This window comes from Beijerinckia sp. L45 (assembly GCF_009765775.1).
Lineage (GTDB): Bacteria > Pseudomonadota > Alphaproteobacteria > Rhizobiales > Beijerinckiaceae > RH-AL1.
This window is the reverse complement of sequence record NZ_LMUU01000156.1, coordinates 17731-29621: the sequence shown is the minus strand read 5'-3', so window position 1 is coordinate 29621 and position 11891 is coordinate 17731. Positions and strand designations below refer to the sequence as shown.

At 64.2% G+C, this 11891-nt stretch carries 11 protein-coding genes; 6 read left to right on the top strand and 5 right to left on the bottom strand.

The genetic code is table 11. The annotated features are described in order from the left end of the window. Together GSQ79_RS16335 and GSQ79_RS16330 are read left to right on the top strand one after the other, a co-directional pair. Positions 1–366: VOC family protein (locus tag GSQ79_RS16335; RefSeq protein WP_158809743.1), on the top strand; the 366-nt coding region annotated here is incomplete at its 5' end. Between the two features lie 10 nt (positions 367–376). Continuing rightward, complete coding sequence (locus GSQ79_RS16330; protein WP_158809742.1) at positions 377–1207, top strand: alpha/beta fold hydrolase; 831 nt, start codon at positions 377–379, stop codon at positions 1205–1207. 16 nt (positions 1208–1223) lie between these two features. Here the strand turns inward: GSQ79_RS16330 and GSQ79_RS16325 are convergent, their stop codons facing one another. From GSQ79_RS16325 to GSQ79_RS16315, 3 genes are read right to left on the bottom strand one after another with little or no spacing between them, the layout of a single operon-like run. Continuing rightward, the gene (locus GSQ79_RS16325; protein ID WP_158809741.1) at positions 1224–1862 is read right to left on the bottom strand and encodes a glutathione S-transferase family protein; all 639 of its coding nucleotides are present in this window, start codon (positions 1860–1862) and stop codon (positions 1224–1226) included. A gap of 31 nt (positions 1863–1893) precedes the next feature. Then, complete coding sequence (locus GSQ79_RS16320) at positions 1894–2766, bottom strand: aromatic ring-hydroxylating dioxygenase subunit alpha (RefSeq protein WP_158809740.1); 873 nt, start codon at positions 2764–2766, stop codon at positions 1894–1896. A 15-nt stretch (positions 2767–2781) separates the two neighbouring features. Next, positions 2782–3636, bottom strand: coding sequence for a Rieske (2Fe-2S) protein (locus GSQ79_RS16315; protein WP_158809739.1), 855 nt, complete (start codon positions 3634–3636; stop codon positions 2782–2784). A 315-nt stretch (positions 3637–3951) separates the two neighbouring features. Between GSQ79_RS16315 and GSQ79_RS16310 the strand changes: the two genes are divergently transcribed. Then, positions 3952–4920 carry a LysR substrate-binding domain-containing protein gene (locus tag GSQ79_RS16310; protein ID WP_158809738.1) on the top strand — a complete coding sequence of 323 codons (969 nt, stop codon included), beginning with the start codon at positions 3952–3954 and terminating at the stop codon, positions 4918–4920. Between the two features lie 7 nt (positions 4921–4927). On the opposite strand, the gene GSQ79_RS16305 is transcribed toward GSQ79_RS16310, so the two are convergent. Both GSQ79_RS16305 and GSQ79_RS16300 read right to left on the bottom strand, forming a co-directional pair. After that, entirely contained in the window at positions 4928–5689 is a 762-nt protein-coding gene (locus GSQ79_RS16305) for an ABC transporter permease (RefSeq protein WP_158809737.1), read from the bottom strand. Then, complete coding sequence (locus GSQ79_RS16300) at positions 5686–6621, bottom strand: ABC transporter ATP-binding protein (RefSeq protein WP_246725384.1); 936 nt, start codon at positions 6619–6621, stop codon at positions 5686–5688. The genes GSQ79_RS16305 and GSQ79_RS16300 overlap by 4 nt, the downstream gene beginning before the upstream one ends. A gap of 242 nt (positions 6622–6863) precedes the next feature. On the opposite strand from GSQ79_RS16300, the gene GSQ79_RS16295 reads away from it, so the two are divergent. From GSQ79_RS16295 to GSQ79_RS16285, 3 genes are all read left to right on the top strand, one after another. After that, on the top strand, positions 6864–7856 hold the full coding sequence (locus GSQ79_RS16295; protein WP_158809736.1) for an ABC transporter substrate-binding protein: 993 nt from the start codon (positions 6864–6866) through the stop codon (positions 7854–7856). 371 nt (positions 7857–8227) lie between these two features. Beyond that, on the top strand, positions 8228–9328 hold the full coding sequence (locus GSQ79_RS16290; protein ID WP_246725383.1) for an efflux RND transporter periplasmic adaptor subunit: 1101 nt from the start codon (positions 8228–8230) through the stop codon (positions 9326–9328). Next, positions 9325–11891, top strand: a 2567-nt coding sequence (locus tag GSQ79_RS16285; protein ID WP_158809745.1) for an efflux RND transporter permease subunit, incomplete at its 3' end; no start/stop codon positions are given. The genes GSQ79_RS16290 and GSQ79_RS16285, both read left to right, overlap by 4 nt.

Below are 11891 nucleotides of genomic sequence, written 5' to 3'. Positions count from 1 at the left end.
ACGACCGATTTCTACAAGACCATTCTCGGGCTGCACGTCGAGCGGATCTTCGACAAGATCGGGCTCTACCAGGTGCGATGCGGGGCGAACCTCATCGACCTCGTCGGCCTCAAGCCCGGCGAGACCCTGCCCGAGCCGCAGTGCCGCGGCATCGAACACCTTTGCCTCAGCATCGACGGTGACCTCGACGAGATCATCGCGAGCCTCGAGGCGCATCAGACGCCGGTCTTCATGGGCCCGATGGAGGTCTACGGCGCGAAAGGTTTTGGCACCGCCATTTATATTCGCGACCCCGACGGCTACGAGATCGAACTCAAGGTCGGGTATGCACGCAATCCGGTTCGCTTTCCGCCCGCCGCTCCTTAGCGCGCGGCCGATGAGCACCGCCGGGATCGTGCATAATGGTGCGCTGCGCCTGCGCTATGTCGCGTGGGGCTCCGCCGATGCACCGGCCATCGTGCTTCTTCACGGTCTCCGAGCCTACGCGCATTGGTTCGACGACTTCGCCGCGACCGCCAAGGAGCGTTTCCGGCTCATCGCGCTCGACCAGCGCGGCCGCGGCGGCTCCGATTGGGCTGCGGACAAACGCTACGATACCGATAGCTACGTCGGCGATGTCGCCAGTCTCGCGAACGGTCTGAACCTCGATCGCTTCGCCCTCCTCGGCCACTCGATGGGCGGAACGAACGCGGTCGCCTATGCCGCCGCGAATGCCGATCGCGTTTCCGCCCTGGTCATCGTCGACAGCGCGCCGGAACTCGATTCTCGCGGGCTGACGCGCATCGGCCAGGAGCTGGCCATCACACCCGCGCGCTTCGAAAGTCGCGACCACGCGCGCATCTTCCTCTGCGGCCTGCATGCACGCGCCTCGGACCAGAGCTTGGAAACGCGGCTCGACTGGATGCTCATCACCCGGTCCGACGGCACCCTGGATTGGCGCATCGATCCCGCGATCTTTCCCCTGAAACCCGACAGCCCGGAGCGGTCCTGGACTGCATTGCGGCAGGTCGCGTGCCCAACGCTCGTCGTGCGCGGCGCCCTGTCGGATCTGGTGACGGCCGACTGCGCCGACCGGATGGCAGCCGCCCTGGCGAAGGGCTTTCGCGCGGAGGTGCCCGAAGCCGCGCACATGGTGCTCGAAGACAATCCGATTGGATTCGAAGCGGCGGCGTTGCCGTTCCTGGAGCGCGCGCTCCCTATGTCCTGAGCGGAAGCGGCTGCGTTTAGACCGCGTCGGACAGGTTCGGCATGACGCCCGGCATGACGATGAACCCATCGAGCCGCTTGACCCGGTCGAGCCAGCGCCAGATCGCGGGAAAACGATCGAGCGAGATGCTGGCGTCGGGCGCCAGGGCGACCGGCGGAAACGTCGCGATGTCGGCGATCGTCGGCCCGTCGCCGACGAGCCATTTGGCCCCGCGGATTTCGCCTTCGGCGAGATGGTCTTCGAGGACCGTCAAGGTGCGATAGGCCTGCGCCAGAGGCTCGGTCACATCGCCCGCCGCGCTGGTGATCGCGCTCATTCGCAGCCGCAGGATCCCGTCGAGTTCGGTTGCGGCAAAGCCAAGCCAGACCGCGACGGCCGCATGGTGAGCAGCGTCCGCCGGCAGCCACGCTCGCGCGGAATCATAGCGCAGCGCGAGATAGGTCAGAATCGCATTGGCGTCCCACAAGACAAGATCGTCTTCTTGCAGCACCGGGATGCGGCCGAGTGGACTGAGCGCCAGGAAGCGCGGCGTCTCGTTGTCGCGGCCAGGATGAACATCGACCTTCGAGACGTCGTATTTCAGCCCGAGCATCGCAAGGAGCAGCCGGATTTTGTAGCAGTCCCCCGACAGGATGTAGTCGTGTAGCGTGATCATCGTTGCAACTGTCCTGGGGTGACCGCGGCTCTCAGCCGGCCGTTCGGTCGAGACCGAATTCGAGGCCCGAGCGATCGAGCCAACGGCGATAGGCGATGGAACTGGCGTCCGAGATCGTCGGAATCTCACGACGCGGGCTGATCGGCAGCTTGCGCGGGACCTGGTGGATCAGGATCGAGCGATCCTGGGCAAAGATCTCGTGGTAGAAATGCAGGATATGTGTCGGGCTGTTGCGCTCGTCATAAACCAGCGCGAAGGAGTGGACCGTGCAGCGCTCTTCATCCAGCGGCTGGATGAACAGACCGATGACATCTTTCCGGCCCTGACGGATGAGGCTGTCCTTGTAGATGATCGAGATGAACGGCGACGGAATCCGGTAGTCGTAATAGACGGTCGAACTGAGATCGGCGACGGCCGATGCCTTCGGCTGGACGAAGCTGCAGCCGATCGCCCAGAGCTCTGAATCCTGATCGCGAAACTCGACGGCATAGCGGGGCACTTCGGCGGCATCGTAGGCGCCCAGCGTCCCGGTGTGGACGAAGGAAAAATGCGAGAGATCGAAGAAATTCTCGATGATCCGCTGCCCTGACGTCGGCACGCCGATCCGGCCGCGGTGGATGAACTTGCGTTCGTGATCGGCGAATTCCGGAACGCTGACAATGTCCCGTGTCGGCTCACCCAAGGTCACCCAAACGAATCCATAGCGTTCGACCACCTGCGGCACGGGCACTTGCGCGCCATCGTCGAGCAACATGACGCAGCCGAACGCGCCCGCCGCGTCGCGCGACAGAAGGAGGTCCTGCCCGAGCAGACGCGTGCGTTCGCTGTGGCCTAGCGCGATCTCGTCCGCGAAGGTCACGACGTACCAGTCGTTCAACGCGACGACATCCGTTGTCTTCGTCATGGCTCGGCTCCTCGGTTAAACCCGGATCTGTTCGGGGGTCATGCGCAGCATGACGTCACGGACGGTCTGGAGATCGGGCGTGCGCGCAAGCGCGGCGACGATTCCGCGAAACCGAACGATTGCCCGGTTGAGGCCGACGGCCGCCGAGCCCTCGATGGCGACGTGGGCCACGCATTCCTGAACCGCCGTCGGTTGCAGAAGCACGCGATAGCCTATGGCCGAGGCGTCATGCGGTGCCAACGTGCAGGCAATGTGTCCTGGCGATACGATCGATGCGGTATAGGTCGCATCGGCGTTGTTTGTGATGGCGGCTGTCGCGGTGAGAACGGAGTCCACCAACCATTCGAGCTGATCGGCGCGAAGCGGGGCGCCGCCGGAACCGTTTGGATCGAGCGGATAGAGCATCAGAGCCGCCGCCGCGACATCGACATCGACGGGAAGATGGATCGTGCGAACCGGAACCGCCGAGCCGATCGCCTCGGGATGGTCCGCCGCAGGCTCGCCGATGCAGACCCAGACGTAACCGCCGGATTCGGCGGCCGGATAGATCCGCGCCCTGGCCGCACGCGAGGGCGAGGTGTCGGGATGAGCCGGGATCTTGTTGCAGTACCCGTCGGATCCAAAGGTCCAGCCGTGATAGGGGCAGATCAGACTTTCGTTCTGGGTCGCCCCAAACGACAGCCGCATCCCGCGATGCGGGCAGCGGTCGTTCCAGGCATTCGCCTGTCCGCTCTTCGAGCGCCACACGACAAGATTTTCGCCGTTCAGCACCACGGGCATGATCTTGCCCGCCAGAAGATCCTGCGAGGCGACGACCGGATACCAGGACCAGGGATTGCGCGAAGTCAGACCCGCCATCGGTTCGGTCATCGGCGTGCGCCGGACAGCCCGCTCCACTCTGTCGAAGGCTTCTGATGGCTGATGATCTCGGCGCTGATGGGGTCGGCTCCTTCAAGTCGATAGGCCTGGACGGCGCGACGGCCTGTGGTCGAGTCAAGCATAGGGTTGGGCCACCCGTGGGTGCAAATCGGGAATGACCGGGCCTGGATCAATTTTTCTGATCGAGCCGCCCGGATGCCGGCGGCGTGATCCTTGCTTGCGTCATCGGGCAGGTCCCTCGTATCGAAGCGTCATGCCCTTCGCCGCCGGTGCGAGATAACGGAGAAGACAGGAATGGGCGGCAGCATGATGCTTTCCTTCGGCGAAGCGTTTTCGACGGAAACGCCTGCTTCGGCCGAAGGCGAACTCGGGATTCCGCGCATCACCTTGCGCCACCTCGTCTATTTCGCTGCGGCCGCACGCAACGAAAGCGCTCTGCGCGCCGCGGAGGAGTTGAACGTGTCGCCGCCGGCAATCTCCGGGGCCATCGCCTGCCTCGAGCAGATCCTCGGGCAAAAATTGTTCATCCGGCGCCATGCGCGCGGCTTGCTGCTCACGGATTCCGGGCATCATCTGCTGCTCGAAGCCCGCGACGTCATCGGCAGGGTCCATGAGATCGAGGCGATCCGCACCAACAAGTCGCGCCAGGTTCGGAGCCTCAGTTTCGGGTGCCTCGGCGATATCGCACCCAATCTGATCCCGCCGCTGGTGCGGAGCTTTCAGGCGCATTATCCGCAGGTCGACATCCGCTGGCAGACGGCGTGCCATGCCGAACTGAAGCAACGCCTCGAGGACGGCGTTCTCGACGTCATCATCGTGCTCGACTTCGAGCTCTCGCCGGCGTTCCAGTCCAATCTTTTGCAGAACACACCGGCGCAGTGCGTCCTCCCCCGGGAGCATCGTCTCGCCAACGGACCGGTGTCGTTGAAAGCGCTCGAAAAAGAGCCTTTCATCATGCTGGATATTCCGAGCACCCGGGACTATTTCCTGTCGGTGTTCGGCGACCTTGGATTGCAGCCCAACGTTGCCCATCGCGCGCCGTCCGCCGATATGGTCCGCAGCCTCGTTGCCAACGGCTTCGGCTATTCGCTTCTCAACTTCTGCACGCCGGACCGCCGCAACATCGTCTATCAGCCGATCGATGGTGACATCCGCCCGTCGCATCTCGTCGCGGTGCGCCAGTATCGCCGCCGTGCCTCGAAGATCAGCGATGATTTCGTCGACCACGCCCGGACCATCGCTCTCGAATCGAACCTGTGCGGCACGATCCAGTAGCTGACGATCAGCGCTTGGGTGGCAGGCTCCAGCTGAAAAATGTGCGCTCGACGATGAAAACGACCTGGTAGAGCGCCAGCGAGATGCAGAGCAGGATCAGCAGCGCCACGAACGCATGCGCCAGCTTGAACAGCGACGTGTACGACAGGATGAGATAGCCGAGTCCCTGATCGGCGGCGACGAACTCCGCCACGACGCCGCCGATGACCGCCAGCGTGACGGACACTTTCGCAGCCCCGAGAATGTAGGGGACCGAATAGGGTAGCCGGATCTGCAGGTATTGCCGCAGCACCGGCGCCTTCAGCGAGCGCGAGAGTTCGATGAACTCTTCCGGGACGGCGCGCAGGCCGGTCATCGTCGAGACCACCAGCGGAAAGAACGTGATGAGGCAGGTGATGACCACGCGCGGCATCATGCCGGCGCCGAGCGATACGACGAGGATCGGCGCAATCGCCACGATCGGCGTCGACTGTATGATCACCAGCAAGGGAACCACCGTCCGCGACATCAGCGGGGAATTCACCAGCATCATCGCGAGCGGGATACTGATCGCAAACGAGATCGCGAACCCGATCAGGACGACTTCCAGCGTCGCCCAGAGATTGACCAGCCAGGTTTGCAACGGAACGTCCGCCGCCGCGGCGGCGACCGCGCTGGGACGCGGCAGGACGAAAGGCGGAATGCTGAAACCTCGGCACGCCGCTTCCCAGGCCACGACGATCAGGATCAGCGTAATTGCGGCCGCGTAGCGCTTGGCGAACTGTGTCACGCCCCAACCTTCTCGCGCAAGAAGACCATGGCGCGGATCGCGTTGGCGAGTTCGTTGAAGGCCGGGTTAAGCATCGTGTCGAGACCGCGCGGGCGGTCGAACGGCACGTCGATGACATCAAGGATACGTCCGGGCCGCGGCGACATGATCGCGATCCGATCCGACAGCAGCAGCGCTTCCTGGATCGCATGGGTGACGAAGACGACGGTTTTCGGTCGCTCCGCGAGGATCCGCAGCAGTTCCATCGATAGCTCGTCGCGCGTCAGCGCATCGAGCGCCGAAAACGGTTCGTCCATCAACAGGATGTCCGGATCCTGCAGCAGCGAACGGGCGATCGCCACGCGCTGCTGCATGCCGCCGGACAGTTCATTCGGGCGTTTGTCGGCAAACTCGGCGAGACCGATCATCTGCAGAAGCGCCTGTCCGCGCTCTTTGGTTCGGGCGTCGACGCGCCCTGTCGTGTGTCGCACGGGAAAAGTGATGTTGTCAAAGATGCTGAGCCAGGGCAGCAGCGTCGGCCGCTGAAACACGAAGCCGATATCGTCGCGCGGTTCCGTGACCTTCAGGCCGAAGATTTCGACGTCGCCGGTCGTCGCCGGAAGAAGCCCCGCCAGAAGGCGGAGGATCGTCGACTTGCCGCACCCGGATGGTCCGATGATCGACAGGAATTCGCGATGGCGGATTTTCAGGGACACATCGTCGAGGGCCGTCACTAGGCTGCGATCGCTGGACTCGAAGACCCGGGACACATTTCGCAGCTGAATCGCGACAGGGGCCGGAGCTTGCGTGTCGGCGGAATGCCCAACGGCCGTATCGGCGATATGCTGGTTCACTATCCCAAGTCCATGGCCGCATTGCCGCTGCGGGTTCACGCGGATCAGAAGCCCTTCGAAGTCGTTGGCAACCCTGGCGCAGACCGCTTTCGTCGGCAATGCATTTTCGTGCGGCCCGAGATCATAAAAGCTGATGCGACGGCGTTCGCCTGAATCAGAAATCCAGAACCTCTCCCCTTGGAATAGTTGTTAGCGTCGTGATCCGTGGCCGCTAGCTTGGCTTCGTTCAGCGCCACGACTTCAAGGCGGCATGGCCCACGCAAGCCGATACCGCTCCTTTCGCCCAGCATGATTTTGCGAGACCCCCGCCTCGCTCGCCTGAGACCAACCCGGAGACGACCATGCATAGACGTTCGATCGGTGCCTTGACCGCAGCCTTCCTTCTCGCGAGCGCCGTCTCGGCCTCGGCGAACGACAAGGTCCGGTTCGTGCTGGACTGGTTCCCGGCGGGCTACATCGGCTTCACGCATATCGGCGTCAAGCATGGCTTCTTCGCCGCAGAGGGTCTCGACGTCACCATCGATATCGGACGCGGCGGTTCGGATGCGGTGACCCGCGTCGCAACGGGCACGGATGATTTCGGGGGCGCTTCGTTGAGCGCCTTGATGACGGCAGCTGCCAATTCGCCGATGCCGGCCAAGGCGGTAATGGCGGTCTACAGCAAATCCCCCGATGCGATCGTCACCAAGGCCGACAGCGGGATCAACAGTATCAAGGATCTGAGCCACAAGACGCTGGCGACCGCGACGTTTTCGGGGTCCAATCAGGTCTGGCCGCTGATCGCCAAAAGCAACGGTCTCGACATCTCGACCGTCAAACTGTTGAAGGTCGACGACAATGCCGTCGGGCCGATGCTGGCCTCCGGCAACGCCGACGCGGTAATTTCCTGGATGACCAGCGCGCCGCTCTACACGACGCTGGTCGCGCCGTCGGGGGCCAAGCTGAAGGTTCTGGCCTGGTCGGACTTCGGCCTCGCCGGTTACAACTGGTCGATCATGGCCTCCGATCGCATGATCAAGGAGCATCCCGAGACCGTCGCCCGCTTCCTCCGCGCCTACAAGAAGAGCGTCGAATACGTGATGGAGCATCCGGAAGAGTCCGGTAAGGATCTGCACGAGATGGTGCCGAATACCGACGCCGCGACCAACACCGCGGAAATCATCGCGATGAAGCCGCTCATCCGCAACGAGATCTCGGAACGCACCGGCCTCGGCGCCTTCGAACCGGCTCTGGTTGCGGAATCCTGGAAATGGGTCGCCGGCGCGCAGGGCTTCCCGCTCGACAAGATCGATCCGCAGTCGGTGATCGACCGGTCGTTCGTCCCCAAGTCCTGACGGTCAGGCCGCCTTTTTTCAAACTCGAAGCGGTGGCGTCATGCGTCACCGCTTTTTTTAATTTTCATTCGTTCGCCGCTGAATGCAAGCGGCCCCCGATGCCTGCGACATGGCACACTCCCCCGGAGCCGCGCCGCTGCGCGATGCCCGTGACACCACGAGCGCCGCGCCTGCTGAGCCGGCGATCTCAATTCTGTAACATGACGATACTAATATAATGTGCCGCGCCGCGCGGTGCCGGGATGGGCGCGCGCGGGCCCTGCCATCGCTTCGGCCGGGAAACGGCCCTTGAATTATATTATGATCGACATATCTTCGGGTCAGTCTGCTTCGGATCGGGTCCGATCGTGCGGACGGCAGCGGAGACCAAGATGCGTACGAAAGCCCGGATGGCGGCAAGTGTCGGTGCCGCCTTTTTCATCCTTGCCGGATGTAAGGCCGAGGACAAGCCTGTCGCCAGCGAGGCCCCGCCGCCGATCGTCCGCGTGGTCAAGGTCGCACCGGCCGCCATCGGCGGGGCGCGCTACACCGGCGTGGTGCGCGCGCGCTACGAAAGCGCGCTCGGCTTCCGCGTCTCCGGCAAGATTCTGGAGCGCCTCGTCGATGCGGGTGACCGCGTCACCGTCGGCCAGCCGCTGATGCGGCTCGACGAGACGGACTTTTCGCTCGCCTTGAAGGCCGCGCATTCCGCCGTCGAGGCCGCGCGCGCCACGGCCTTGCAGGCCGCCTCCGATGAAGCACGGCGCCACAAGCTGGTCGACCAGGGCTGGGTGACAGCGCAGGTCTACGAGCAGAACAAGGCGGCGGCCGACGCCTCGGCGGCGCAGTTGGCGTCCGCGCTAGCGCAGGAGAAGCAGATCGCCGATCAGGCGACGTACGCGGTGCTTCAGGCGGATGCCAACGGCGTCGTCATGGAGGTCCCGGGCGAACCGGGCCAGGTGGTCGCGGCCGGCCAGGCCGTGGTCCGGCTGGCTCACGAAGGATCCCGCGAGGCGGAAGTCTACCTGCCCGAGGGCGTCGAAGAACGGGCGAACGATCCCGCCGCCGCCGCCCTCTACGCCAGGCCCAACGCGACGTTCCCTGCGACCCTGCGTGAGCTCTCGGCGATGGCCGATCCCGCCACCCGGACCTATCGCGCGCGCTACGTCCTCGGCGAGGCCGGCAAGAACGCGCCGCTCGGCGCCACCGTGACGGTGCGCCTGTCGGCGGCCGCCGGAAGCGCCCCTACCTACGATATTCCGATCGGCGCGGTGTTCGACGACGGTCACGGGCCAGCGGTGTGGGTCGTCGACGCTGCCACCTCGACCGTCCAACGGCGACAGGTCGGCGTGACCCATGTCGGCGAAGAGCGCGCGGCAATCGACAGCGGGCTTGTGGGCGGCGAACGCATCGTCGCGCTCGGCGCCCATCTTCTGAAACCTGGCGAAAAGGTCGAGATCGGCGCTTCGCCCTTGGACACGGCAGCGCGATGAGCGGCTTCAACATCTCGGCCTTCGGCGTCCGCGAGCGCGCGATCACGCTGTTCCTGATCATCGCGATCGCGGTGTCCGGCACCTTCGCCTATTTCAAGCTGGGGCGCGCCGAGGACCCGACCTTCGCCGTGAAGGTCATGACGGTGACGCTGGTGTGGCCCGGCGCCACCGCCGACGAACTGCAGCGCCAGGCCGGCGACCGGCTGGAAAAGCGCCTGCAGGAGCTGACGTACTATGATCGCGTCGAGACGGAGTCGCGTCCCGGCCAGCTGATCATGAAGGTCTATCTCCAAGACTTCATGCCGCCCGCCATGCTCCAGGAGGAGTTTTATCAGGCGCGCAAAAAACTCTCCGACGAAGCGGTGAACCTGCCGCACGGTGTCATCGGCCCGATCTTCAACGACGAATATTCGGACGTCTACTTTTCGCTTTACGCGCTGGCCGCCAAAGACCTACCGCATCGCCAGCTCGTCCTGCAGGCCGAAGACATTCGTGAGCAATTGCTGCGCATCCCCGGCGTGCTCAAGGTCAATATCCTGGGCGAGCAAGCGCAGCAGATTTTTGTCGAGATCTCCTATCAGCGGCTGGCGACACTCGGCATCACCGCCCAAAATCTGTTCGACGCCTTGAGCAGCCAGAACGACGTCACGCCGGCCGGCTTCGTCGAAACCAAGGGCCCGCGCGTCTATCTCCGCGTCGATGGCGGGATCGACAATGTCGATACGATCAAGGATATCCCGATCAATGCCGGCGGGCGTACGCTGAAGATCGGCGACATCGCCGAGGTGCATCGCGGCTACGTCGATCCCCCGACGTTTGCCGTCCGCAACCAGGGCGAACGCGCGCTGATGCTGGGCGTCATCATGAAGCCGAGCTTCAACGGGCTGGCGCTCGGCAAATCGCTGGAGACGGCGGATGCCAAATTCAGCGCCGAACTGCCGCTCGGCATGACCTTCACCAAGGTCTCGGACCAGGCCAAGGTGATTTCCGAGGCCATCGGCGAATTCATGACGAAGTTCTTCACCGCTTTGACGGTGGTGATCGTCGTCAGCTTCATCGCACTCGGCCTGCGCGTCGGCATCGTCGTCGCCGCGGCCGTGCCGCTGACGCTCGCCGCCGTCTTCGTCATCATGATGGCCACGGGGCGCGACTTCGATCGCATCACGCTCGGCGCGCTGATCATCTCGCTCGGCCTGCTCGTCGACGACGCCATCATCTCGATCGAGATGATGGTGGTGAAGATGGAGGAAGGCGTCGATCGCATCGCCGCCGCGACCTACGCGTGGAGCGCCACCGCCTTCCCGATGCTGTCGGGCACGCTGGTGACGATCGCGGGCTTTCTGCCCGTCGGCTTCGCCCGCTCCACCGCCGGCGAATATGCCGGCAACATCTTTTGGGTCGTCGCCTTTTCGCTGCTCACCTCGTGGCTCGTCGCCGTCTATTTCATCCCCTACATCGGGGTGAAAATCCTGCCGAACATCAAGACGGTGGTGGGCGGCCACGACGCGATCTACGCGACGAAGAACTATCAGCGCCTGCGCGTGATGGTGCGCGCCTGCGTCGATCACAAATGGATCGCGGCGGGCCTGACGATCGCCGTCTTCGTCGCGGCGGTGGTCGGCATGGGCTCGGTGACCAAGCAGTTTTTTCCGAACTCCGATCGGCCGGAACTGACGATCGAGGTCAACATGCCGCCGGGCAGCGCCTTCTCTGCAACCGAGCAGGAGGTCGAGCGCCTTGAAACGGTGCTGCGGGCGCAGGACGAAGCCAAGGTCGTGACCAGCTACGTCGGCGCCGGCACGCCGCGCTTCATCCTGTCGCTCGATCCCGTGCTGCCCGATCCCGCCTATGCGCAGATCATCGTCCTCGCCGAGAATGCCGAGAAACGCGATGCCCTCAAGGTGAAGATGCGCGGCCTGGTCGCCGAAGGCCGCTTCCCCGAGGCGCGTGTGCGGGTTTCGCAGTTCGTCTTCGGGCCGCCGGTCCGTTATCCCGTGCTGTTCCGCGTCTTTGGGCCTGATATCGACACGGTCCGCGCCATTGCCGAAGAGGCGCGCACGATCGTGTCGCAGAACCAGAGCATGGTCGACACCCATCTCGACTGGGGCCTGCTGACGCCGACGCTGCACCTCGTGCTGAATCAGGAGCGCCTGCGCCTGATCGGCCTGACGCCCAAGGATGCGAGCCTGCAGCTCCAGGCGCTGCTGATCGGCAACGCCGTGACCCAGGTGCGGGAGAATCTGCGCAGCGTCGACGTGCTGGTGCGCAGCCCCGGCGTCGACCGCCACCAGATCCAGGACATCACCGACCTGACCTTGACGACCAAGGACGGCAAGGCGGTGCCACTGTCCCAGGTCGCGCGCCTGGAAACGCGGATGGAGACGCCGGAGCTGAAGCGTTACGATCGCCAGACCTATATCGCCGTGGAGGGCGACGTCCGCGACGGCATGCAGCCGCCCGACATCACCGCGCAGATCCTGCCGACGCTGGCGGCGCTCAAGGCGAAGCTGCCTGTCGGCTATCGCATCGACACCGGCGGCTCGGTGGAAGAGGCAGCCAAAGC

What these genes read in the sequence shown, in the direction of transcription:
- GSQ79_RS16330 (WP_158809742.1), top strand. Translation starts at nt 377, where the DNA reads ATGAGCACCGCCGGGATCGTGCATAATGGTGCGCTGCGCCTGCGCTAT.
- GSQ79_RS16325 (WP_158809741.1), bottom strand. Translation starts at nt 1,862, where the DNA reads ATGATCACGCTACACGACTACATCCTGTCGGGGGACTGCTACAAAATC.
- GSQ79_RS16320 (WP_158809740.1), bottom strand. Translation starts at nt 2,766, where the DNA reads ATGACGAAGACAACGGATGTCGTCGCGTTGAACGACTGGTACGTCGTG.
- GSQ79_RS16315 (WP_158809739.1), bottom strand. Translation starts at nt 3,636, where the DNA reads ATGACCGAACCGATGGCGGGTCTGACTTCGCGCAATCCCTGGTCCTGG.
- GSQ79_RS16310 (WP_158809738.1), top strand. Translation starts at nt 3,952, where the DNA reads ATGATGCTTTCCTTCGGCGAAGCGTTTTCGACGGAAACGCCTGCTTCG.
- GSQ79_RS16295 (WP_158809736.1), top strand. Translation starts at nt 6,864, where the DNA reads ATGCATAGACGTTCGATCGGTGCCTTGACCGCAGCCTTCCTTCTCGCG.
- GSQ79_RS16290 (WP_246725383.1), top strand. Translation starts at nt 8,228, where the DNA reads ATGCGTACGAAAGCCCGGATGGCGGCAAGTGTCGGTGCCGCCTTTTTC.